This is a genomic window from Agromyces subbeticus DSM 16689 (assembly GCF_000421565.1).
Classification (GTDB): Bacteria; Actinomycetota; Actinomycetes; order Actinomycetales; family Microbacteriaceae; genus Agromyces; species Agromyces subbeticus.
Genome location: NZ_ATXG01000010.1, coordinates 121,855 through 146,574, shown reverse-complemented (window position 1 = coordinate 146,574; position 24,720 = coordinate 121,855). Strand labels below are relative to the sequence as shown.

At 68.3% G+C, this 24,720-nt stretch carries 18 protein-coding genes; 12 read left to right on the top strand and 6 right to left on the bottom strand.

From position 1 onward, the window contains the following. Nucleotides 1–146 precede the first annotated feature (146 nt). Nucleotides 147–6,815, top strand: coding sequence for a prealbumin-like fold domain-containing protein (locus H521_RS0114115; protein ID WP_022893680.1), 6,669 nt, complete (start codon nt 147–149; stop codon nt 6,813–6,815). A 76-nt stretch (nt 6,816–6,891) separates the two neighbouring features. Here the strand turns inward: H521_RS0114115 and H521_RS0114110 are convergent, their stop codons facing one another. The 4 genes from H521_RS0114110 to sdhC are packed head-to-tail and all read right to left on the bottom strand — an operon-like array spanning nt 6,892 to nt 10,339. Continuing rightward, nucleotides 6,892–7,653, bottom strand: a complete 762-nt coding sequence (locus H521_RS0114110; protein WP_022893679.1) for a succinate dehydrogenase iron-sulfur subunit — start codon at nt 7,651–7,653, stop codon at nt 6,892–6,894. A gap of 1 nt (nt 7,654) precedes the next feature. Further along, nucleotides 7,655–9,463 carry a succinate dehydrogenase flavoprotein subunit gene (gene sdhA / locus H521_RS0114105; protein ID WP_022893678.1) on the bottom strand — a complete coding sequence of 603 codons (1,809 nt, stop codon included), beginning with the start codon at nt 9,461–9,463 and terminating at the stop codon, nt 7,655–7,657. A gap of 7 nt (nt 9,464–9,470) precedes the next feature. Next, nucleotides 9,471–9,893, bottom strand: a complete 423-nt coding sequence (locus tag H521_RS0114100) for a succinate dehydrogenase hydrophobic membrane anchor subunit (protein ID WP_022893677.1) — start codon at nt 9,891–9,893, stop codon at nt 9,471–9,473. Nucleotides 9,894–9,916: 23 nt separating this feature from the next. Next, complete coding sequence (sdhC, locus tag H521_RS0114095) at nt 9,917–10,339, bottom strand: succinate dehydrogenase, cytochrome b556 subunit (RefSeq protein WP_022893676.1); 423 nt, start codon at nt 10,337–10,339, stop codon at nt 9,917–9,919. A gap of 193 nt (nt 10,340–10,532) precedes the next feature. Between sdhC and H521_RS0114090 the strand changes: the two genes are divergently transcribed. The 11 genes from H521_RS0114090 (at nt 10,533) to H521_RS0114040 (ending at nt 22,108) form a co-directional block, all read left to right on the top strand. Next, complete coding sequence (locus H521_RS0114090) at nt 10,533–11,651, top strand: mannose-1-phosphate guanylyltransferase (protein WP_022893675.1); 1,119 nt, start codon at nt 10,533–10,535, stop codon at nt 11,649–11,651. Nucleotides 11,652–11,675: 24 nt separating this feature from the next. Beyond that, nucleotides 11,676–12,758 (top strand): BMP family lipoprotein, encoded by a 1,083-nt coding sequence (locus tag H521_RS0114085; RefSeq protein ID WP_022893674.1) that lies wholly within the window; start codon nt 11,676–11,678, stop codon nt 12,756–12,758. A gap of 162 nt (nt 12,759–12,920) precedes the next feature. After that, nucleotides 12,921–14,015 (top strand): BMP family lipoprotein, encoded by a 1,095-nt coding sequence (locus H521_RS0114080; protein ID WP_022893673.1) that lies wholly within the window; start codon nt 12,921–12,923, stop codon nt 14,013–14,015. A gap of 162 nt (nt 14,016–14,177) precedes the next feature. Continuing rightward, complete coding sequence (locus H521_RS0114075; protein WP_022893672.1) at nt 14,178–15,695, top strand: ABC transporter ATP-binding protein; 1,518 nt, start codon at nt 14,178–14,180, stop codon at nt 15,693–15,695. Continuing rightward, on the top strand, nt 15,692–17,050 hold the full coding sequence (locus H521_RS0114070; protein ID WP_022893671.1) for an ABC transporter permease: 1,359 nt from the start codon (nt 15,692–15,694) through the stop codon (nt 17,048–17,050). Before H521_RS0114075 ends, H521_RS0114070 begins: the two co-directional genes overlap by 4 nt. Continuing rightward, nucleotides 17,047–18,336: an ABC transporter permease gene (locus H521_RS0114065; protein WP_022893670.1), complete on the top strand. Its 1,290-nt coding sequence runs from the start codon at nt 17,047–17,049 to the stop codon at nt 18,334–18,336. The genes H521_RS0114070 and H521_RS0114065 overlap by 4 nt, the downstream gene beginning before the upstream one ends. Before the next feature lie 58 nt (nt 18,337–18,394). After that, on the top strand, nt 18,395–18,814 hold the full coding sequence (locus tag H521_RS0114060) for a cytidine deaminase (protein WP_022893669.1): 420 nt from the start codon (nt 18,395–18,397) through the stop codon (nt 18,812–18,814). Further along, nucleotides 18,811–20,112, top strand: a complete 1,302-nt coding sequence (locus H521_RS0114055; protein ID WP_022893668.1) for a thymidine phosphorylase — start codon at nt 18,811–18,813, stop codon at nt 20,110–20,112. The genes H521_RS0114060 and H521_RS0114055 overlap by 4 nt, the downstream gene beginning before the upstream one ends. Nucleotides 20,113–20,189: 77 nt before the next feature. Beyond that, nucleotides 20,190–21,311: an adenosine deaminase gene (locus tag H521_RS0114050; RefSeq protein ID WP_022893667.1), complete on the top strand. Its 1,122-nt coding sequence runs from the start codon at nt 20,190–20,192 to the stop codon at nt 21,309–21,311. Between the two features lie 57 nt (nt 21,312–21,368). Continuing rightward, complete coding sequence (locus H521_RS0114045; protein ID WP_022893666.1) at nt 21,369–21,827, top strand: PTS sugar transporter subunit IIA; 459 nt, start codon at nt 21,369–21,371, stop codon at nt 21,825–21,827. Further along, nucleotides 21,824–22,108, top strand: coding sequence for a PTS sugar transporter subunit IIB (locus H521_RS0114040; protein WP_022893665.1), 285 nt, complete (start codon nt 21,824–21,826; stop codon nt 22,106–22,108). Before H521_RS0114045 ends, H521_RS0114040 begins: the two co-directional genes overlap by 4 nt. A gap of 10 nt (nt 22,109–22,118) precedes the next feature. Here H521_RS0114040 and H521_RS0114035 read toward each other — a convergent pair whose 3' ends face one another. After that, complete coding sequence (locus H521_RS0114035; RefSeq protein ID WP_022893664.1) at nt 22,119–23,819, bottom strand: phospho-sugar mutase; 1,701 nt, start codon at nt 23,817–23,819, stop codon at nt 22,119–22,121. Nucleotides 23,820–23,829: 10 nt separating this feature from the next. Further along, a complete protein-coding gene (locus H521_RS0114030) occupies nt 23,830–24,657 on the bottom strand; it encodes a purine-nucleoside phosphorylase (RefSeq protein WP_026482295.1) in 828 nt (275 codons plus the stop codon). Nucleotides 24,658–24,720 lie beyond the last annotated feature (63 nt).

Here is a 24,720-nt window from a genome sequence, read left to right as displayed (position 1 = left end):
TCGCGTTGACAGGGCGATGGGAGGATGGCCGCGAGTCCGATTACCCGCGGACTCGAACCCGCTACCCGGCGGGGAGGAACCCGCTACCCGGCGGGTTGAGTACAGCCAGGAGCGATGTCTCATCGTCTCCCTCACCCGAAGGCTGCATGATGATGATGATCGCCAAGCGTTTGCATACCCGAAACACCGACCCGACGCTCGAGACCCGAGCATGGCGCCTGCACATTCGACGCACGAGACGGAAGCTGCTCAGCACCGTCGCCGCCGTCGCCCTGCTCGCGTCGGGAGGTGTGGTCGCGGCGGTGTTCGCACCGCCGGCCCCAGCGGAAGCGGCAACGCTTGGCGGCATCGTCACCAGTTTCGAGATCGACGGCAACACGGCCGGTGCGAACGACTGGCAGGGTGTCATCGGCTCGACGCCGAAGCCCCCGTACATCACGGCGTCGGGCGATCAGTCGACCGGCATCGTCACCGCGCAGAAGAGCTGGGACGCAGGCACGACCGTGGGCAACCCGGGTGTCTGCGGCGCGAACCTCGGCATCGACGACATCCTCGTTCCGAGCACGTCGCTCAACGATCCGACCTGGCCCGAGACCGTCGGCACGGCCAACGACAAGGGCGATGCCTGCACCGGTGGCTCCGCCTATGAGGTCGTCACCGTCGGCGGGAATCCGCACACGATCTTCTACGCCTACTGGACCAGGTACTCGGGCAGCGGCGACATGAGCTCCTACGAGGTCTTCCAAGGTCCGGCCGCCGGGCGCGCCGATGATTACCTCATCGAGTTCAACTACAACTCCGGCGGCGGCGGGTCGACCTCGATCAACGTCCTCGGCTGGAACGGCTCCGCATGGGTGCCGACGGGCGCGACGATCGTCTACCAGGCCGCGGTCGGCACCAACACCGATACGAACACCACGGGCAATGCCGCCACATTCGGCGAGATGGCTGTCGACCTCACGGCATCGGGACTGCTGCCGAGCGATGGCGGATGTCGCACATTCCTCGATGCGGGGTTCGTCACCAAGACCGGAGAAGGCGGACCGGCGACGCTGAAGGACATCCTGAAGTCGGATGCGCCGATCACCCTCAGCAACTGCGGCGGCCTGACCGTGCAGAAGGTCGCCAACCCGGTCGACGCGACATCGGAAGACGTCTTCGACTACACCGTGACCCGCACGGGCGGCGGCCCGGTGCACGATGCCACGCTGACCGGCCCGGTGCTTCCGCAGGCGAACACCAACGCCATCGCGGCGCCGATCGGCGTCGGTGACACCCACAGTTGGGGCAACGTCTTCGCCGGCACCGACTACCAGCTCGCCGAGACGGTCGACGCCGGTCAGCCGTGGGTGCACCAGTCGACCGTGTGCACCGTGACGAACCCGTCGACGAACCTCCTCGAGACGTATACGAACGAACCGTTCAAGCTCTACGTCGGCGCGAACACCGCGTGCGTGATCACCAACGCCACCTCGGGCGTGACCGTGACGAAGCTCGCAGAGGGCGACGCCGCCGACTTCGACTTCATACTCACCGGCGACCGTGTCGCGACGCTGTCGAGCGGCGAGACCTCCGAGGTGTTCGGATACGTGCCGGGCTCGGTCGTGACCATCACCGAGCTGGCCGAGGTCGCAGATCCCGCCTGGCACCTGATCGATCTCGTCTGCGACGGCGGAACGCCGGTCATCGACCTCGAGCTCGGAACGGCGACCGTCACGACCGTCGCCGGCACCGTCATCGACTGCACCTTCACCAACCGGCAGGACGGCGCGATCATGATCGTGAAGAACGTCGCCGGCGACGACGGCGAGTTCGACTTCGCCGGCGACTGGGGTCAGGGCTCCGACGACTTCTCGCTGTCCACCGTTGGCGGCACCGCCGGCGCGAGCTACACCGACATCACACCGGGCGCATACTCGGTCGCCGAGCTCACCCCCGAGCCCGAGTACGACCTCACCGCCATCGTCTGCACGGACGACGCACCGAACGGCGTCGGCTCCACCGCCGACCTCGCGCTCGGCGCCGGCACGATCAACCTCGACCCCGGCGAGCTCGTCGTCTGCACCTTCACGAACACGCAGCGCGGCACGATCATCGTCGACAAGGTGACGTCACCGGCCGATTCGCCAGTCTCGTTCGGCTTCAGCCTCGACGGACCCGAGACCGACACCGACTTCTCGCTCACCGATGACGCTGCACCGTTCGAGAGCGGCCTCGTGCCGGCTGGGCAGTACACGCTCGGCGAGACGGCGGTGCCGGGCTGGGAGCTGACGAACATGCATTGCGGCGATGCCGGCACCAGCCCGACCTCCCCGATCGTGTTCACGCTCGAGCCCGGTGCGACCGTGGTCTGCACGGTCCTGAACACCGCGACGGCCGGTCGCGTCACCGTGACCAAGCTCGTCGAAGGCGTGCCGACGGGCTACGACTGGTCCTTCCCGATCTCGATCACCCCGGTGCCGCAGGGCCAGCTCGGCACCCTCGACGTCACCGACGATGTGCCGAGCGTCGGCTGGACCGACCTCGACGTCGGTGTCGAGTACACGCTCGTGGAACCGCAGGTCGACGGCTGGCTCAGCGGCGAGTTCAGCTGCACCGGTCTCATCGACGGCAACGACCAGGCGGCGGGCTTCCAGTTCACCGTGACCCCCGGACTCGAGCTCTCGTGCACCATCACGAACGTCGTCGTACCCGGTCGGGTTCTGGTCGAGAAGACGGTCAGCGGAGTCGGCGAGGGCGCCGACTGGAGCTTCGACATCACGATCGACCCGGTGCCGGGCGCCCAGCCCGCCACACGAGCCGTCACCGATGACGACCCCATCGTCGAGTGGACCGAACTCGCGATCGGCACGGTCTACACGCTGACCGAGACACTCCCCGCCGGCTGGGAGGGCGGCGTCGTCACATGCACCGGCCTGCAGGACCACTCGGTCGACGCCGGCTTCCAGTTCGTCTCCACTCCCGGCCTCGAGCTCGAGTGCGACGTCACCAACCGGGCGATTCCCGCCGAGGCGGAGATCACGAAGACGTCGATCGGCGAAGACGGCAGCTTCACCTTCGTGCTCACTCCCGAGGGTGGGGAGCCCGTCGAGCAGATCATCACGACCGTCGACGGCACCGGCACCACGGCGTTCGAGCAGCTCCAGCCCGGAGTGACCTACCAGCTCGAGGAATCGGACCCGGGGGAGCACTGGATCGCGGGAGCGCTCGAGTGCACCGTCGAACACGCCGATGCGACGAGCGAGCCGCTCGACCCGGCGAGTTTCACGGTCGAAGCCGGCGACGGCATCACGTGCGCCATCGTGAACACCGCGAAGGGCACGATCGTCATCGTCAAGCACGTCGAAGGAGCCGACGGCACGTTCGACTTCACGGGCACCTGGCCTGGCATCGGCAATTTCGAGATCACCACGGTGGCTGGCACGGGCAGCGACACCTCGACGGATGTCCCATCGGGCTCCTACTCCGTGACCGAGCTGCTCACCAGCCAGTACATCGGCTCGCTCGTCTCCTGCACCGACAGCGACGAGGGGGGCGTCGCCTCGAGCATCTCGGGGGTCGTCGGAACGATCGAGCTCGATCCCGGTGAGACCGTGACGTGCACCTACTCGAACACCGAGCGCGGCGAGATCATCGTCGACAAGGTCGTTCCCGGTACCTCGCAGCACGCCTTCGACTTCGAGCTGCGCGGCGGCGCGACGAGCGACTTCTCGCTCACCGACGACGACGACCCGTTCGAGAGCGGACTGCTGGATCCCGGTACGAGCTACACGGTCGAAGAGCTCGCTACGGCGAATTGGACGCTCGACGACCTGATCTGCACCGGTGGTGCCGACGTCACGTACGAGGGCTCGACGGCGACGATCGATCTGAACCCGGGTGAGGTCGTCACCTGCACGTTCACGAACACGCCGAACCCCGGAGAGGTCGTCGTGGAGAAGGTCGTGCAGGGAGTGCCCGAAGGCTGGAACTTCTCGTTCGACATCACCATCTCGCCCGAGGTCGCCGGGCAGCCGGCGACCCAGACCGTGACCGATGAGGATCCGAACGTCGCGTGGGTGGAACTCGTCGTGGGCGAGACCTACACGTTGGCCGAGTCGGCGAGCGACGGCTGGACCGAGGGCCCGATCGTCTGCGTCGGCCTCGTCGACGCCGAACTCGCGCTCGCCGGGTTCCAGTTCGAGGTCACTCCAGGGCTCGAGCTCGAGTGCTCGGTGACGAACACCGCCGAGCCGGGCTCGGTCGATGTGACGAAGATCGTGTCCGGACCGATCGGCGACATCGAGTGGAGCTTCGACGTCACGATCGACCCGGTGCCAGACGGGCAGGACGCCACGCAGGCCGTGACCGACGCCGATCCCTCAGTCGGCTGGACCGACCTCGAGATCGGCACCGTCTACACGCTCACCGAGGTGCTTCCCGAAGGCTGGACTGGCGGCGTGTTCACCTGCGTCGGCCTGCAGGACCTCTCGGGAGACGCCGGCTACCAGTTCATGGCGACGCCGGGGCTCGAGCTCGACTGCACCGTCGAGAACCTCGTCGCACCGCCGACCGGACTCATCGACAAGGTCGTCGACTCGACCGAGCAGCTGCCCGACGGCACCTGGGAGATCGCGTACACCGTGACGGTGACGAACCAGAGCGTCGTGCTGCCGCTCGTCTACGACCTCTCCGATGCGCCGCAGTTCGGTGCCGGCATCGTGATCAACACGGCGACCGCGACCGGACCTGCCGGAAGCCTCGTCGCCGACTGGGACCCGGTGGGTGGCGACTTCGTGCTCGCCGCGGATCAGCAGCTCGCGGCATCCGGTGTCGACGAGTACGAGATCACGATCAACGCGACCGTGCCCGGTGTGGTCTACGAGACCGGCACCGAGGTCTGTTCGCCCGATGACGAGCTCGACGACGGCGGCTTCCGCAACACCGCGTACCTCGTGGTGGGCGACGGCGAGCCGCAGCCGGCGAGCGACTGCTCGGAGCCGGGTCGCGCGACGATCGACAAGGAGCTCGGCGGGCTTCCCCAGAACCTCGGCAACGGGGAGTGGGAGGTCGTCTACACCGTGACGGTCACGAGCGAGAGCGAACTGCCGCTGTACTACGACCTCGAAGACGACCTCGGCTTCCCGGCCGGCGTCACGATCGTGACGGCGACGGCGACCAACGATGCCGGTGTCGACACCGCGGCGTGGAACGGCGACGGCGTCACCGCGCTCGCCGACGACGAGCAGATCGACCCGCTCGCCGTGCACGTCTACACGATCACGGTCGTCGCGGATGTCGCCGACATCACGGTGATCGACACGGTGCGGTGCGTCGCCGAGACGAGCGGCAACGGCTTCTTCAACGAGGCCGCGCTCGTCAGCGGAACGATCACCAGCACCGATGAGGCCTGCGCGCCGATTCCGGTCGGCCGGCTCAGGCTCGACAAGCTCGTCGACAACTCGGCGTTCGACGGTCTCGACCTCGACGGAAACACCCTGCTCGAGGCAGGGGACTGGCTGCTCAGTGGAATCGGTGCCGACCAGAGCGTCTCCGTTCTCGGCGATGAGGGCATCGAGTTCACGGTGTCGGTCGGCGACTATGCACTCGCCGAGGAGCTGAGCGCCGACGGCGCCTCGAACCCACTGGCGCCCTTCTACGTCGACGGCGAATGGAGCTGCGACGACGAGGTGTCGGATGACGCGAACGCGGCGGTCGTGCTCGGCGCACTCACCTCGTGCGAGATCGTGAACACGGGCCACCCCGTCGACCTCGCGATCGTGAAGCAGGACGTCGAGGAGATCGACGACGTGCCCTCCGTGCCGACCGACGTCTCGTCGCAATACCAGTACACGTTCACGGTCGAGAACAACGGCGAGATCGCGGCACCGAATGCGGTCGTCACCGACGAGATCCCCGACACCATCGCGGTCGACACCGCGACCTGGGAGATCCCGGCGGGCTGGACTGCGGAGCTCACTGGTGCTGTAGGTGGCTTCGGCGGCACCCTCGTGCTCACCAAGGAGACGCCGTTCCTCGTCGACGAGGCCTTCGTGTTCACCTTCTGGGTGACGACGGCGGCCGAGCTGCCTCGCGAGGACGGCAACGCGTCGGGCAGGATCCTCGACATCGTGAACACCGCGGTGATCGACAGCGACGGACTCGAGGCGACGCCCGGCGACAACACCTCGACCGAGACGACCCCGGTGAAGTCGGTCGAGGTGAACGCCTCGGCGATCTGCCGCAACAACACGCCGATCATGTCGTACGAGATCACGCCGTTCAACATCGAGAACGTCGACCCGTTGACGATCGTGCTGATCTGGTGGACGCCGGAGGCCTTCGCGAACCGTGACGCCTCGATTCCCGCGAGCGACACTGCGGCGATCCTTGCCGACGGGGCATCCCAGGTCGATGCGATCGTGCCGCCCGCATTCGTCGCCTCGGGCGAGACCCTGAGTGGTGACCTGCTCTGGCCCGGAGCCGCGGTCGACGAGAACGGCGACCCGATCGCCTGGCCCGGCTGGCGACTGCTGGCGTCGGGCGAGTGGATCCTCGACCCGTCGGCACCGTTCTCCGACCTGCGTGGCTCGGCCGTGGTCGAGGTGCGACTGAACCCGTCGACCGACTCGATCCAGACGTACCCGCCGGCCAGCCCGAACTGCAACGCGACGCCGCCCGGATTCACCCCGCCCCCGCGCCCTGCCGCGATGGCGAGAACGGGAGTCGATTCGGGCCAGCTGCTGTGGGGAGCCGTCGGCCTCGTGCTCGTCGGCGGCGTGCTCTTCGCGGCCTACCTGATCCGTCGTCGCCGCACCGTCGGCGACGCCGACTAGCCCCTCCCCCCGGGGCGCGCGAAGGGGGCCGGGTCATTGCGACCCGGCCCCCTTCGTGTGCTTCGCGAGCGGCGCCTTACGGCTTGCCGCGCATGATCGCCTGCTTGACCTCGGCGATGGCCTTGGTGACCTCGATGCCGCGTGGGCAGGCCTCGGTGCAGTTGAAGGTCGTGCGGCAGCGCCACACGCCCTCTTTGTCGTTGAGGATGTCGAGGCGCGTCTGCGAACCCTCATCGCGCGAGTCGAAGATGAAGCGGTGCGCGTTGACGATCGCCGCCGGGCCGAAGTACTGGCCGTCGGTCCAGAAGACGGGGCACGACGAGGTGCACGCTGCGCAGAGGATGCACTTCGTGGTGTCGTCGAAGATCGCGCGCTCGGCGACCGACTGCACGCGCTCCTTGCCCGCGACGGGCGCGGAGCCCGCGATCAGGAACGGCTGCACCTCGCGGTAGCTCGCGAAGAACGGCTCCATGTCGACGATCAGGTCCTTCTCGAGCGGCAGGCCCTTGATGGCCTCCACGTAGATGGGCTTGGAGATGTCGAGGTCTTTGATGAGCGTCTTGCAGGCCAGGCGGTTGCGCCCGTTGATGCGCATCGCATCGGAGCCGCAGATGCCGTGCGCACAGGAGCGGCGGAACGTGAGCGAGCCGTCCTGCTCCCACTTGATCTTGTGCAGGGCGTCGAGCACGCGGTCGGTCGCGTACATCTCGACGTCGAAGTCCTGCCAGCGCGGCTCGGTGTCGACATCGGGGTCGAAGCGGCGGATCAGGAACGTGACGGTGAAGGACTGGATGGCCGCCTCAGCGGCGGGCGGCTGCTCGAGCGTTGTGGTGCTCACGTCAGTACTTCCTCTCCATCGGCTGGTAGCGGGTGATCGTGACCGGTTTCCAGTCGAGCCGGATGTGGTCGTCGGCGAGCGAGGAGTGCGCGTCACCCGAAAGGTAGGCCATCGTGTGCTGCATGTAATTCTCGTCGTCGCGCTTCGGGAAGTCGTCGCGCATGTGGCCGCCGCGACTCTCCTTGCGGTTTCGCGCCGAGAAGACGACGACCTCGGCGAGGTCGAGCAGGAACCCGAGCTCGACGGCCTCGAGCAGGTCGGTGTTGAAGCGCTTGCCCTTGTCGTGCACGGCGACGTTCCGGTAGCGATCGCGAAGGCCGGCGATGACCTTCGTCACGTGCTCGAGCGACTCGTCGGTGCGGAACACCTGGGCGTTCTTGTCCATCTCGTCTTGCAGCTCTTTGCGGATCGCGGCGATGCGCTCGGTGCCGTTGGAGTCGCGCAGCTGCTCGAGCATGCCCCGCACTGCGGCGGCCGGGTCGCTCGGCAGGGGCGTGAAGTCGACCGTCTGCACGTACTCGACCGCGTTGCGACCGGCGCGCTTGCCGAAGACGTTGATGTCGAGCAGTGAGTTCGTGCCGAGCCGATTCGAGCCGTGCACCGAAACGCACGCGCACTCGCCGGCGGCGTAGAGCCCCGGCACGACGGTGTCGTTGTCGGAGAGCACCTCGGCGGCGACGTTCGTCGGGATGCCGCCCATGGCGTAGTGCGCGGTGGGCATCACGGGAACGGGCTCGTAGACCGGGTCGACACCGAGGTAGGTGCGGGCGAACTCGGTGATGTCGGGCAGTTTCGTCTCGAGCACCTCTGCACCGAGGTGCGTGCAGTCGAGCAGCACGTAGTCCTTGTGCGGGCCCGCGCCTCGGCCTTCCGCCACCTCTTGCACCATGCAGCGCGCGACGATGTCGCGCGGCGCGAGGTCTTTGATGGTCGGTGCGTAGCGCTCCATGAAACGCTCACCGCTCGCGTTGCGGAGGATCGCGCCCTCGCCTCGCGCGCCCTCGGTGAGGAGGATGCCGAGCCCGGCGAGGCCGGTCGGGTGGAACTGGAAGAACTCCATGTCTTCGAGCGGCAGGCCCTTGCGCCAGATGATGCCGACGCCGTCGCCGGTCAGCGTGTGCGCGTTCGACGTGGTCTTGTAGATCTTGCCGAAGCCGCCGGTCGCGAAGATCACGGCCTTGGCCTGGAAGACGTGCAGCTCACCGGAGGCGAGGTCGTAGGCGACGACGCCCGACGGCTTCTGGACGCCGTCGACCTCGGTCATGACGAGGTCGAGCACGTAGTACTCGTTGAAGAAGTTGATGCCGAGACGCACGCAGTTCTGGAACAGCGTCTGGAGGATCATGTGGCCCGTGCGGTCGGCCGCGTAGCAGGCACGACGAACCGGCGCCTTGCCATGGTCACGGGTGTGGCCGCCGAAGCGTCGCTGGTCGATCTTGCCCTCTGGCGTGCGGTTGAACGGCAGGCCCATGTTCTCGAGGTCGATGACCGCGTCGATCGCCTCTTTCGCGAGGATCTCGGCCGCGTCTTGATCGACGAGGTAGTCGCCGCCCTTGACGGTGTCGAAGGTGTGCCACTCCCAGCTGTCTTCCTCGACGTTCGCAAGCGCAGCGGCCATGCCGCCCTGCGCAGCACCGGTGTGCGAGCGAGTCGGGTACAGCTTCGAGATGACCGCGGTCTTCGCGCCGGGGCCGGCCTCGATCGCCGCTCGCATGCCGGCGCCGCCGGCGCCGACGATCACGATGTCGAACTGGTGGTAGTGGACGCCGTCGATGACCGTGGTCTCGGCGTCGGCGTTCTGGGGGTTCACGAATCTCCTATGCGGCGCAGAACGAGGGAAGCAGGTCGGCGGGTGCGCCCACCGGGCACGGCTCGAAGGTGAAGACCACGAGGGTGCCGAGGACGATGAGCGCGGCGGCTGCGGCGAACAGGGCGCCCTTCAGCACCTTCTGCACGACACCGGGGTTCGTGTAGTCGTTGACGATCGTGCGCATGCCGTTGGCGCCGTGGATGAGGGCGAGCCAGAGCATCAGCACGTCCCACCACTGCCAGAACGGGTCGGCCCACTTGCCGCCGACGAAGCCGAAGTCGATGGCCTTGACGCCGTCGCCGACCATGAGGTTCATGAAGAGGTGTCCGAAGATGAGCACGATCAGCACGACGCCCGAAGCGCGCATGTAGATCCAGCCCCACTTCTCGAGGTTGATGCCGCGACGGGGCGGGCGTGCCGAGAATTCCATGGCAGTCATAGTTCCGCGGCTCCCTAGTGGCTGAAGACGTTGATGAGGTGGCGCGGCGTGAACGCGAGCATGGTCACGACCCAGAGGCCGACCACGATCCAGAAGAGGAGCTTCTGGTGGCGCGTGGCCCAGGCCCAGAAGTCCACGAGGATGATGCGCAGTCCGTTGAACGCGTGGAACACGATCGCACCGACCAGGGCGACCTCGCCGAGGCCCATGATGGGCGTCTGGTAGGTGCCGATGACCGCGTTGTACGCTTCGGGGCTCACCCGCACGAGTGCCGTGTCGAGGATGTGCACGAGCAGGAAGAAGAAGATGGCGACACCGGTGATGCGGTGCAGCACCCATGACCACATTCCCTCACGGCCGCGGTACAGCGTGCCACCAGGCTTCTGTCTCGCCGGCTTCGCGGGTGCGGTCAGGGTTCCTGCCGAGGTCTCTGGCATGAACAACCCTCCCTGGCTGTGTGAATCGCCCCGAAGATGCCGGGGCAGCGCGGGCACACGGCCCGATTCGAGTGTAGACCCGCGCCTCTCCGGGCGCCGCTAAGGCCTGCCTAACTCTCTCGACGTCGAGAGATCGGATGCCGCGGCATCCGCAGTTCGGGTCGCGCCGACCCGCTCCGGATACGCTGTGCTGATGAACGCATCCCCGATCGACGGCTTCTACACCGTCATCCCAGCAGGCGGCGTGGGCTCTCGGCTCTGGCCGCTCTCGCGCGCCGATGCGCCGAAGTTCCTGCACGACCTCACCGGCTCCGGCCAGACGCTGCTCAAAGACACGTGGGATCGCCTCGCGCCCCTCTCCGGCGACGACCGCATCATGGTCGTCACGGGCCGCGCCCACCGCGCGGCGGTGGAGGCGCAGTTGCCCGGGCTGGCCGATCACAACGTCGTGCTCGAGAGCGAGCCCCGCGACTCCACGGCCGCGATCGGCCTCGCCGCGGCGATCCTCGAGCGACGCGAGCCGGGCGTCGTCATCGGCTCCTTCGCCGCCGACCACGTGATCTCGGGCACCGCGCTCTTCCGCGCGGCCGTCGCCGACGCGGTCGCGGCAGCACGGGCCGGCTACATCGCGACGATCGGCATCACCCCGACCGAGCCCGCGGTCGGCTTCGGCTACATCGAGTGCGGCGCGCCCCTCGAGGTCGCCGGCGCCGAGCACGTCGAGGCGGTCGCGAGCTTCGTCGAGAAGCCCGATCTCGTAACGGCGAAGCGCTACCTCGCGGGCGGCAAGCACCTCTGGAACGCCGGCATGTTCATCGCACGCGCCGACGCGCTGCTCGCCGAGATCGCCCGCAACAAGCCCGAGCTGCACGCCGGCCTCGTCGAGCTCGCCGCAGCCTGGGACGACCCCGAGACGCGCGGCCCCGCGGTCGACCGCATCTGGCCGAAGCTCGAGAAGATCGCGATCGACTACTCGGTCGCGGAGCCCGCGGCCGCTGCAGGGCGGCTCGCGGTCATCCGAGGCCATTTCGCGTGGGACGACGTCGGCGACTTCGCATCGCTCGCCAAGCTCAACACGGCGGGCCGCTCGGGCGAGCTCGCGATCCTCGGCGAGAACGCCCGCGTGCTCTCCGACGCGTCGAGCGGCATCGTGGTGAGCCGCTCGAAGCGGGTCATCAGTCTGATCGGCGTGCACGATATCGTCGTGGTCGACACGCCCGACGCGCTGCTCGTCACCACGAGCGAGCACGCCCAGCGGGTGAAAGCTGTCGTCGACGCCCTCCGGCTCGGCGGATCGAGCGACGTGCTCTGACGAGCACGAGGAAGCAGGTTCCGGATGTCCCCGAGTCACCGTTCTCCAGTACGCCGACGCATCATCGCCGGGGCCGCTGCGGTCGCGGCATCCCTCGCCCTCGCCTCGTGCGCACCCGCGCCCGACTCCGGCGATGACGGAACCGCAGACGAGGCCTGCGTTCGCATGGTCACGAACTCGGGCGGCCTCGAGGACCGCTCCTTCAACCAGTCGAGCTGGGAAGGGCTGCAGGCGTCCGAAGACGAGTATCCGGTGTCGGCCGAGGCGATCGTCTCGACCGGTGAGACCGACCTCGCCCCCAACGTGCAGCAAGCCGTCGATTCAGGTTGCGAGCTCATCGTCACGGTCGGGTGGGAGCTGGCCGAGCCGACGCTCGACCAGGCGGCGAAGAACCCCGACGTGGCCTTCGCGATCGTCGACGAGACCGTCGAGGCCGACAACGTCAAGCCCGTCGTCTTCGACACGGCGCAGGCCGCGTACCTCGCGGGCTACCTCGCCGCCGGGGTCTCGAAGACCGGGGTGGTCGCGACGTTCGGCGGCGGCAACCAGCCGCCCGTGACCCTCTTCATGGACGGCTTCGTCGACGGCGTCGCGAAGTACAACGAGGTGCACGGCACGCAGGTGCGCGCCCTCGGCTGGGACAAGGCAGCGCAAGACGGCGCATTCACGGGTGACTTCGAAGACGTCAACAAGGGCAAGACGCTCACCGAGAGCTTCATCGACCAGGGCGCCGACGTGATCCTTCCGGTCGCCGGCCAGGTGGGGGAGGGTGCGGCCGCCGCCGCGCTCGAACGCGGCGGCGTGTCGATCATCTGGGTCGACAGCGACGGGTTCGAGTCGCTCGCAGCGAACTACCGTCCGGTGATCCTGACGAGCGTGCTGAAGAACACGCAGGACGCGATGGTCGAGATCGTCGGCGCCGTGCTCGACGACGCCTTCACGAACGAGCCGTTCGTGGGCACGCTCGAGAACGGCGGGGTGGAGATCGCGCCCTACCACGACCTCGCGGCGCTCGTGACGCCCGCGCTCGACGGGGAGATCGAGGGGCTGCGTCAGGCGATCATCGCCGGGGAGATCGTCATCGAATCCCCGAGCGCTCCGCGCTAGCCCCAGTTCTCGGGTCATCCGCTCTGCTCATATGAGCAGAACATCGCGTCTTGATAACCATTGGATGTCGCGAACCCTCGATCCGTGGCGCTCGACGCAACATTCGGTAACGTGACTGCACGAGCCCCGGAACGGTCGGGGCGCCAGTCTTTGGAGGACACTGTGAAGGTCACGACCAAGAAAGCCGCTCTCGGCGGCCTCGCGCTGTTCGGTGCAGCCGTGCTGCTCGCCGGTTGCGCAGCTGCTCCGGAGGAGACCGACAACGGCGATGGGGGAGCTGCCAGCGACTTCCTTCCCTGCATGGTCTCCGACGCGGGCGGTTTCGACGACAAGTCGTTCAACCAGTCCGGCTTCGAGGGACTCACGGCGGCGTCGGAAGAGCTCGGCGTGGAGCCGATCACGGTCCAGTCCGATGCAGAGACCGACTACGCGCCCAACCTGACCAACCTGGTCGACCAGGGCTGCGACCTCATCGTCACCGTCGGCTTCGCGCTCGCCGCCGCCGCCGGTGAGTCCGCTGCAGCCAATCCCGACATCGAGTACGTGTCGATCGACGACGTGGTCGACAACGATTTCGACGGCACGACCGACTCCGAGAACATCAAGCCGATCATCTTCGACACCGCGCAGGCGGCGTTCCTCGCGGGCTACGCCTCGGCGGCGTACACGAAGACCGGCATCGTCGGCACCTTCGGCGGCATGAACTTCCCGACCGTCTCGATCTTCATGGACGGCTTCAAGCAGGGCGTCGAGTACCACAACACCGAGAAGGGCACGAACGTGCAGGTCCTCGGCTGGGACGGCACCGACGGTCTCTTCACGGGCGGCTTCGAGGCGAACGACACGGCGCGCCAGACCGCGCAGAGCCTCATCGACCAGAACGTCGACGTGCTGCTGCCGGTCGGCGGCCCGATCTACCAGTCGGCCGCTGCGGCCATCCGCGACTCCGGTCGTGAGATCGCCATGCTCGGCGTCGACGCCGACCTCACCGAGACCGACCCGTCGGTCGCCGACCTCATCCTCACCTCGATCCTCAAGGGCATCGCCGTGGGTGTCGAAGAGGCCGTGCTCGCAGGCGGCAACGACGAGTTCGACAACACCCCGTTCGTCGGCACGCTCGAAAACGACGGCGTGGGCATCGCGCCGTTCCACGACTTCGAGTCGAAGGTCCCGGCGGAGCTCCAGGGCGAGCTCGACGCGCTGAAAGAGGCGATCATCGCGGGCGACGTCGAGGTCACGTCCTACCTCGCCGAATAGGCGAACCACAGAGTCGGGGAGGTCGGCGCATGCCGGCCTCCCCGTTCTGCGTCACGATGCGCGGCAGCGCTCATCGCGCAACATCTGAGCACCGAGTATCCGGAGCTCTCAACTTTCGCGCGGCATCACCAACGGATGCAGCCAATCACTAGGATCGGGGACATGAAGCTCGAACTTCGCGGCATCACGAAGCGATTCGGCAGCTTGGTCGCCAACGACCACATCGACCTCACCGTGGAGGCCGGCGAGATCCACGCCCTTCTCGGTGAGAACGGTGCAGGCAAGTCGACGCTCATGAACGTGCTCTACGGTCTCTACCAGGCTGACGACGGCGAGGTGCTCCTCGACGACGAGGTGCAGCATTTCGCCGGACCCGGCGACGCGATGGCCGCAGGCATCGGCATGGTGCATCAGCACTTCATGCTCATCCCCGTCTTCACGGTTGCCGAGAACGTCATGCTCGGCAACGAGTCGACCAAGGCCCTCGGCCGGCTCGATCTCGCCGCGGCCCGTGCGAAGGTCGCCGAGATCTCGTCCCGATTCGGGTTCCACGTCGACCCCGACACACTCGTCGAAGACCTCCCCGTCGGCGTGCAGCAGCGCGTCGAGATCATCAAGGCGCTCTCGCGCGATGCCCGCGTGCTCGTGTTCGACGAGCCGACCGCCGTGCTCACGCCGCAAGAGACCGACGAGCTGATGGGCATGATGCGCCAGCTCAAGGAGTCGGGCACCTCGATCGTCTTCATCACCCACAAGTTGCGCGAGGTGCGCGAAGTCGCCGATCGCATCACCGTCATCCGGCTCGGCAAGGTCGTCGGCGAGGCTGCGCCCACGGCGTCGAACGCCGAACTCGCCTCGCTCATGGTCGGCCGGGCGGTCGAGCTCACCGTTCAGAAGCAGGAGCCGACGCTCGGCGACGACGCGCTCGTCGTGGAACACCTCACGGTCGTCGACCCGATCGGCCAGCTCGTCGTCAACGACGTCGGCTTCACCGTGCGCCGGGGCGAGATCCTCGCCGTCGCCGGTGTGCAGGGCAACGGTCAGACCGAGCTCACCGAAGCCCTGCTCGGCCTCCAGCACCGCGTGCAGGGGTCGATCATGCTCGATGGAACCGAACTCATCGGCGAACGTGTGCGCACGGTGCTCGAGTCGGGCGTCGGCTTCGTTCCCGAAGACCGCAACGAAGACGGACTCGTCGGCGAGTTCACGATCGCCGAGAACCTCATGCTCGACCGCAGCGAAGCGCCGCCGTTCGTGCGCTTCGGCAACCTGCAGCGCGGGGCGCTCGCCGACTTCGCTCGCAAGATGGTCGAGGAGTTCGACATCCGCACGCAGGGCATCGACGAGTACGTGCAGAATCTCTCCGGCGGCAACCAGCAGAAGGTCGTGCTCGCGCGCGAACTGAGCCGGGACCTGCGCCTGCTCGTCGCCGCCCAGCCGACACGCGGCGTCGACGTCGGGTCGATCGAGTTCATCCACAAGCGCATCGTCGCGGCGCGCGACGCCGGGGTGCCGGTCGTGGTGGTCTCCACCGAACTCGACGAGGTCGCGGCACTCGCCGATCGGATCATGGTCATGTACCGCGGCAGGATCGTCGGCATCGTGCCCGGCGACACGCCCCGTGACGTTCTCGGCCTCATGATGGCCGGAGAAACCCCTGCAGAAGGAGCCGCCGCATGAGCGACCCCACCGAGCCGCGGGGCGACGCCTCCGCCGGCGGCGACCTCGACCCCGACGTCGCGATCGAAGAACCCGGCGCGATCGCTCCCGACCCCGCCCCGTCGAGGGGAGCTCCGTCGAAGCCGGTCGATGACGACGTGCCGCCGCCGTCGAAGTGGCACACGATGCTCCGTCAGATCGCGACCGGCAACGCACTCATCTCGGTGCTCTCGGTCGTGCTCGCACTCCTCGTCGGCGCGATCATGATCGCCTTCACCGACGAGCGCGTGCAGGAGACGGCCGGGTACTTCTTCGCACGACCCGGCGACATGCTCTTCGCAGTCTGGGATTCGGTGGCCGGCGCATACACAGCGCTGTTCCAGGGGTCGGTCTACAACTTCCGGCGCGACACCTTCGCCGCCGGCATCCGGCCGCTCACCGAGACGCTCACCTTCGCCACCCCGCTCATCGCCGGTGGCCTCGGCGTCGCGCTCGCGTTCCGCGTCGGCATGTTCAACATCGGTGGGCGAGGCCAGATGCTCATCGCAGCATCCATCGCCGGCTGGATCGGCTTCGCCGTCGATCTGCCGTGGGGCCTGCACATGCTCGTCGCCCTCATCGGCGGCCTCGTGGGCGGTGCCATCTGGGCAGCCATCGCGGGTGTGCTGAAGGCGCGCACCGGCGCCCACGAGGTGATCGTCACGATCATGCTCAACTATGTGGCGTTCTACCTCGTCTCATGGATGCTGCGCACGCCCGGCCTGCTGCAGGCGCCCGGATCGTCCAACCCGAAGACCCCGGCCATGAAGGACTCCGCGATCTTCCCGGGGCTGCTCGACTGGTTGGCACCCGGCTACAACCTGCATTTCGGGTTCGTCATCGCGCTCGCCGCGACCGTCCTCGTCTGGTGGATCCTCAGCCGGTCGAGTCTCGGCTTCAAGTTCCGCGCGGTCGGCATCAACCCCAACGCGGCACGCGTCGCCGGCATCAATGTCAAGGGCATGTACGTCTATGCGATGCTCATCAGCGGCGCCCTCCTCGGCCTCGCCGGCGTGAACCAGGTGCTCGGCACCGTGACGACCGGATTCACCGCCGGCATCGACGCGGGCATCGGCTTCGATGCGATCACGGTGGCGCTGCTCGGGCGCTCGACGCCGTGGGGCACCTTCGCGGCCGGCATCCTCTTCGGCGCGTTCAAGGCCGGCGGCTTCTCGATGCAGGCCGCCGAGGGCGTGCCGATCGAGATCGTGCTCGTCGTGCAGTCGCTCATCGTGCTCTTCATCGCGGCGCCGCCACTCGTTCGCACCATCTTCGGCCTGCCCGATCCGAGCGCGAAGCCGAAACGACGCAAGTCCGCGAAGGAGGTGGCGAAGTGACCACGACTGCCGAACGACCCCAGCTGTCGCCCGGGGCGACGTCGCTCGACACCACCGTCGTGACCAGCTGGAAGGCGCCGATCGCCTTCGGCATCTTCACGCTCATCGCGCTGGGGCTCGCCGTGTTCGCTCCCCGCGCCGGCGACACGACCTACCGCTGGTCGCAGGAGTCCGACGTCATCCAGGTGCCAGACCTCGTCGTCCCCGCCCAGCAGGCGCTGTGGGCGGTCGTTGCGCTGCTCGCCGTCGCGACGCTCTCCTCGATCCTGCGCGTGCGCTCGAAGCGTCGTATCCCGCTCTGGCTCGTGGTCGTCTTCGCGATCCTCTTCATGTTCGGCTTCCTCACCTGGGCGGGCGCCGGCTCATCGCTGCCGATGATCGGCCTCCTGTTCGGTTCCTTGAGCCTCGCGGTGCCGCTCATCTTCGGCTCCCTGGCCGGTGTGATCGGCGAGCGGGCCGGCGTCGTGAACATCGCGATCGAGGGTCAGCTGCTGGCGGGCGCCTTCACCGCGGCCGTCGTCGCCTCGGTCACGGGCCAGCCGTGGCTGGGGCTCATCGCGGCCATGGTGGCGGGCATGCTCGTCGGCATGGTGCTCGCGGTGTTCTCGATCAAGTACTTCGTCGACCAGATCATCGTCGGCGTCGTGCTGAACGTGCTCGTCACCGGTCTGACGAGCTTCTTCTTCTCGCAGGTGCTCGCGCCGAACGCCGCGACCCTGAACACGCCGCCCCGGTTCGACCGCTTCCCGATCCCGCTGCTCGGTGACATCCCGATCATCGGTCCGGTGTTCTTCCGGCAGACGGTCATCGTCTACCTCATGTACATCGCCGTGGCGCTCGTGTTCTTCGGGCTGTTCTACACCCGCTGGGGTCTCCGGCTCCGTGCCGTCGGCGAGCACCCGCAGGCGGCCGACACCGTGGGCATCAACGTCAACCGCACGCGGTTCTGGAACGTCGCCCTCGCCGGCGCGATCGCCGGCCTCGGTGGCACGTTCTACACGATCGGCTCCGGCATCGCCTTCAACAAGGAGATGACCGCGGGTGCGGGCTTCATCGCCCTCGCGGCGGTGATCTTCGGCCAGTGGGACCCCATCAAGGCGACGCTCGCGGCACTGCTGTTCGGCTTCGCCTCGAACCTGCAGAACACGCTCTCGGTGATCGGTTCGCCCGTACCGAGCGAATTCATGCTGATGCTGCCGTACGTCGTCACGATCTTCGCGGTCGCCGGATTCGTCGGACGCTCGAGAGCACCGGCGGCCGACGGCAAGCCGTATATCAAATCCTGACGCGGATGCCTCGGTCACGGGGCATCCGCACCCACTCATCCTGGAACGGGGGAGCACCATGACCGCAACGGATGCGATCGACTGGAATGAGCTCCGCGGGCGCGCCCGCGAGGCGATGGCGAAGGCCTACGTGCCGTACTCGGAGTTCCCGGTCGGGGCTGCGGCGATCGTCGACGACGGTCGGGTGGTGAGCGGCTGCAACATCGAGAACGCCTCCTACGGCGTGACGCTCTGCGCCGAGTGCTCGCTCGTCTCGGCGCTCGTGATGTCGGGCGGCGGCAAGCTCGTCGCGTTCGCCTGCGTCGACGGCCACGGGGCGGCGCTGATGCCCTGCGGGCGCTGCCGGCAGCTGCTCTACGAGCACTCGGCCGAGGGCATGCTGCTCGACACGGTGTCGGGCATCAAGACGATCGACGAGGTGCTGCCCGACGCGTTCGGCCCGCGGCAGCTCGCCGAGTACAAGGGAGTGAATGCATGAGCACGGTCGAACCGTTCGACGCCGTCGACCTGATCCGCGCGAAGCGCGACGGGCACGAGCTCGAGACGCCCGAGATCGACTGGCTCGTCGACGCCTACACGCGAGGGTACGTCGCCGATGAGCAGATGTCGGCGATGACCATGGCGATCTTCCTGAACGGCATGACCCGCCGCGAGATCCGCGACCTCACCATGGCGATGATCGCGAGCGGTGAGCGCATGGACTTCTCGGGCCTCGGCAAGCCCACGAGCGACAAGCACTCGACGGGTGGGGTGGGCGACAAGATCACGCTTCCCCTCATGCCGCTCGTCGCCACCTTCGGCGTCGCTGTGCCGCAGCTCTCGGGCCGCGGCCTCGGCCACACCGGCGGCACGCTCGACAAGCTCGAGTCGATCCCCGGCTGGCGCGCCGACCTCACGAACGACGAGATGTTCGCCCAGCTGCGAGACGTCGGCGGCGTGATCTGCGCCGCCGGCGCCGGGCTCGCGCCGGCCGACAAGAAGCTCTACGCCCTGCGCGACATCACCGGCACGGTCGAGGCGATCCCGCTCATCGCCTCGTCGATCATGTCGAAGAAGATCGCCGAGGGCACCGGTGCCCTCGTGCTCGACGTGAAGTTCGGCTCTGGTGCGTTCCTCACCGACATCGAGCGCTCACGCGAGCTCGCCCGCACGATGGTCGAGCTCGGCGAAGACGCGGGCGTCGCCACCTCGGCGCTCATCACGAACATGAACGTGCCGCTCGGCCTCACGATCGGAAACGCCAACGAGGTGCGGGAGTCGGTCGAGGTGCTCGCCGGCGGCGGCCCGTCGGATGTCCGTGCGCTCACGATCGCCCTCGCACGCGAGATGCTCGCGCTCGCCGGGCAGCCCGATGCCGACGTCGAAGCGGCCCTCGACGACGGTCGCGCCATGGACACGTGGCGCCGCGCCATCCGCGCGCAGGGCGGTGACCCCGACGCGGCGCTGCCGGTCGCGCGCGAGCAGCACGTCGTGACCGCCGAGCGAGACGGAGTGCTGGTCGAGCAGCAGGCGCTGCCCTTCGGCATCGCCGCGTGGCGTCTCGGCGCCGGCCGTGCCCGCAAGCAGGATGCCGTGCAGCACGCCGCCGGCATCGAGCTGCACGCCAAGCCCGGCGACGCCGTGCGCAAGGGCGAGCCGCTGTTCACCCTGCACGCCGACGAACCAGCCCGCTTCACGCGCGCACTCGACGCCGTCGAGGGTGCCTGGCGCATCGGCGACGCCGGCGACCCGATCGAAGACGGCGGCCCGCTGATCGCCGACCGCATCGGTCGCTGACCCGGCTGCATGCCGTCGAAACGGCTTGCTTCGAGATTGCCGAGACTTCACGGGCGCCCTGTCGCTATCGTTGACTCGTGAACACGATTCCGACGGAGTACCGCCTCGAAGGCGACGGCACGAACATCCAGTCCCTGCCGAAGATCTCGCTGCACGACCACCTCGACGGCGGGCTGCGCCCGCAGACGCTCATCGAGCTCGCCGACGAGATCGGCCTCGAGGTGCCCGCGAGCGACGCCGCGGCCCTCGGCCAGTGGTTCGGCGAGCAGTCCAACTCCGGTTCGCTCGTCGAGTACCTGAAGACCTTCGACCTCACGACGGGTGTCATGCAGACCCGCGAGGGTCTCGCCCGCGTGGCCCGCGAGTTCGTGCAAGACCTCGCGACCGACGGCGTGATCTACGGCGAGATCCGCTGGGCGCCCGAGCAGCACCTCGCCCGTGGTCTCAGCCTCGATGAGACCGTCGAGGCGGTGCAGGCGGGCATCGAGCAGGGCATCGACGATGCGAGCGCACAGGGGCATGGCATCCGCGCCGGCCAGCTCGTCACGGCCATGCGGCACGCCGACCGTGCGCTCGAGATCGCGGAGCTCGCGGTGCGCCACCGCGACCGCGGCGTCGTCGGCTTCGACATCGCGGGCGCAGAGGCCGGCTTCCTGCCGAGCCGCCACCGCACCGCGTTCGACTACCTCGCGAGCCAGTACCTGCCGGTCACCGTGCACGCCGGTGAGGCCGACGGGCTCGAGTCGATTCGCAGCGCGCTCTTCGACGGTCGGGCGCTGCGTCTCGGCCACGGCGTGCGCATCGCCGAAGACCTGCTCATCGAGCGTCAAGACGACGAGAACACCTACGTGTCGCTCGGCCCGATCGCCCAGTGGGTGCGCGACCGCGAGATCGCCCTCGAGACGAGCCCGTCGTCGAACCTGCAGACCGGTGCCATCGCGGCATGGGGCGACGAACTCGTCGACCACCCCTTCGACCTGCTCTACCAGCTCGGCTTCCGGGTCACGGTCAACACCGACAACCGGCTCCAGTCGGGCACCACGCTCACTCGCGAGCTCGCGCTCCTGAGCGACGCATTCGGATACGACCTCGACGACCTCGAGACCTTCCAGCTCAACGCGGCGGCCGCTGCATTCCTGCCCCTCGACGACCGTGAAGAACTCGTCGAGCAGATCCAAGACGGCTTCGACGACGCCTGATGCGACGGATGCCGCCGAGCATCGCGCACCCGCCTGCAGCACCCTGAACGGATTCACATGACCCTCCCGCCGCTCCTCGACGATGCGATCGTGCTCCGAGCCCACGTCGACGACTGGCGCGCCGCGGTGCGCGAGGCGGGCCGCGCGCTCGTGCGGTCGGGCTCGACGCGTTCCGAGTACGCCGATCGCATGATCGCCGTGATCGAGGAGTTCGGGGCGTACGTCGTGATCGCTCCGGGCCTCGCACTCGCGCATGCCCGACCCGGCCCTGATGTGCTGCACGAGGGTCTCTCCGTGGTCACGCTCGACGAGCCCGTGCCGTTCGGGCACCCCCACAACGACCCGGTGCACGTCGTCGTCGGACTCGCGGTCTCGAACGCCGAAGAGCACGTGGCATCCGTCGCAAGGCTCGCGAACGCCTTCAACGACAGCGGCATCGTCGGTCGCATCGCGAACGCCGAGTCAGCCGACGAGGTTCGTGCGCTCCTCGGCTTCGACCGGGCGGCCGGCGCATGAAGATCGTGGCCGTCTGCGGTGTCGGCATCGGCACCTCCGCGATCCTGAAGGTCAACGCCGAACGCGCACTCGATCGCCTCGGCCTCTCAGCTGATGTCGATGCGAGCGATCTGGCGAGCATCGCCGTCGCGGCAGCCGACGCACAGGTGATCCTCACGTCGACCGAGCTGGCCGGTGCCGTGCGTGCCGCGATCGGTCGCAGCTTCGCCGAGATCATCGAGGTGTCGAACTACTTCGACGTCGAAGAGATCGGCGCGAAGCTCGAGACCTCGCTCGGCTGAGCCGCAGCGCTCAGGCGACGAGCTCGCGCATGCCGGCCTCGAGTGCGGCGACGGCAGCGGATGCCGCGGCGCGACGCTCGGCGACCGTGCCGGTCTCTGCGACCGCGTCGATGTAGACCTTGAGCTTCGGCTCGGTGCCGCTCGGGCGCACCATGACACGTGCGCCGCCGTCGAGCATGATGCGCAGCACATCGGAGGGCGGCAGTTGCCCGTAGCCCTCGGCGAGGTCTTCGATGCGTTCCACGCGGATGCCTCCGACGACCGCCGGCGGCTCGGCCCGAAGCCTGGCCATGATCTCGCCGATGCGGCTGAGCTCCGTCACCCGGATCGAGATCTGGGCGGAGTCGTGGCATCCGAACCGCTCGACGAAGGCGTCGAGGTGGTCGGCGACCGTGCGGCCCTCGGCCTTCAGCCCCGCCGCGAGCGAGAGGAACGCCACACCGGCCGAGATGCCGTCTTTATCTCGCACGGTGCCGGGGTTCACGAGGTATCCGAGCGCCTCTTCGAAGCCGAAGACGAGGCCCGGCGGGCGCGAGATCCACTTGAAGCCGGTGAGCGTCGCCTCGAAGTCGAGGTCGTAGGCGCGGGCGATCGCCTCGAGCCCGGGGGAGGAGACGATCGAGCAGGCGAGCACGCCGTCGGAGCCCCCGTCGCCCGAGACGGCGGCGGCGCGCTCGGCGGCCTGCCAGCCGAGCAGCAGCCCGACCTCGTTGCCCGAGAGGCGGCGGTAGCCGGCCTCGGCGGCATCATCGGGGATCGCGACCGCGAGCCGGTCGGCATCGGGGTCGTTGGCGATGATCAGCTCGGCGCCGACCTCACGCGCCGTGGCGAACGAGAGATCCATCGCGCCGGGCTCTTCGGGGTTCGGGAACGAGACGGTCGGAAACGCCGGGTCGGGCTCGATCTGGGCCGCGACGAGGGTCGGCGCATCGAAGCCGGCCGCGGCCAGCACGCTCGACATGGTCTGCCAGCCGACACCGTGCATGGCGGTGTACACCGTGAGCGGCTGCGCCATCGGCGCGGACGCGACCGCGGCCGTCTGGCGCACATACTCGTCGACCACCGACTCGGCGACCGTCTCGACGACACCGCGCGGCAGCTCGAGCACATTGGCGGTTGCAGCGGCCTCGAGGATGCGCGCGGCGATCTCGGCGTCGGCGGGCGGCACGATCTGCGACCCGCGGTCGTCTCCGCCCAGGTAGACCTTGTAGCCGTTGTCGTTCGGCGGGTTGTGCGAGGCCGTCACCATGACTCCCGCCGAGACCTCGAGGTGGCGCACCGCGAAGGCGAGCACGGGGGTCGGCAGCAGGCGGGGCAGCAGAATCGCACGCACGCCGGCTCCGGCCATGATCTCCGCGGTGTCGCGTGCGAACACGGCCGAGTTCTTGCGACCGTCGTAGCCGACCACGATCGACGGCGTCTGCCCGACCACGGCATGCTCGATGAGGTACGCCGCGAGGCCTGCCGCGGCCTGAGACACGAGCACCCGGTTCATACGGTTCGGGCCGGCCGCGATCTCGCCGCGGAGCCCGGCGGTGCCGAAGGCGAGTCGGTCGTCGAAACGGTCGGCGAGATCGGCGGATGCCGCGGCGTCACCGCCGCGCACCCGGTCGACGATCGCCGTGAGTTCGGCTCGTGTCTCGGGGTCGGGGTCTTGCGCCAGCCACGCCTCGGCGAGGTCGATGCGGTGCTGGTCGGCGTTCTGCGACATCCGCTGCCCCTTAGAGCTCTGCGACGATCTTGGCGAGGAGGCTCGAGATCACCGGTTCGGCGGCGCGCCCGGCCTCGATGACCTCTTCGTGGCTGAGCGGCGACTGCTGGATGCCCGCCGCGAGGTTCGTGATGAGCGACATGCCGAGCACCTCCATGCCGGCCTGACGGGCCGCGATGGCCTCGAGAGCGGTCGACATGCCCACGATGTGACCGCCGATGATCTTCGCCATCTGCACCTCGGCCGGCGTCTCGTAGTGCGGACCGCGGAACTGGCAGTAGACGCCCTCGTCGAGCCCGGGCGCGACCGAGTGCGCGAGGTCGCGCAGCCGCTTCGAGTAGAGGTCGGTGAGGTCGACGAACGTCGCTCCCTCGAGCGGCGAGTCGGCCGTGAGGTTGATGTGGTCGCTGATCAGCACGGGGGTGCCGGGCGTCCAGTGCTCTTTGATGCCGCCGGCGCCGTTGGTCAGGATCATCGTCGTGGCGCCGGTAGCCGCCGCAGTGCGCACCGAGTGCACGACGCGTCGCACGCCGTGGTCTTCGTAGTAGTGGGTGCGGGCACCGATCACGAGGGCGCGCTTGCCGTTCGGCAGCAGCACCGAGCGCAACGTGCCGACGTGACCCTCGAGGGCGGGCTTCGAGAAGCCGGGAACCTCGGTCGCGGCGAGCGTGTGCGTCGTCTCGCCGATGAGCTCGGCGGCGCGGCCCCAGCCGCTGCCGAGGGTGAGCGCGATGTCGTGGCGCTCGACACCGGTGAGCTCTGCGATGCGCTGCGCCGCAAGGGCGGCGATGGCGAACGGGTCTGCGGTCGGGTCGTCGAGCGGGTTCACTGCGTGCATCACACCACTCTAATGAGCAGCGGATGCCGCGGCGCGTTCCTGCTCGTTTGCTGGCCCGGCGCC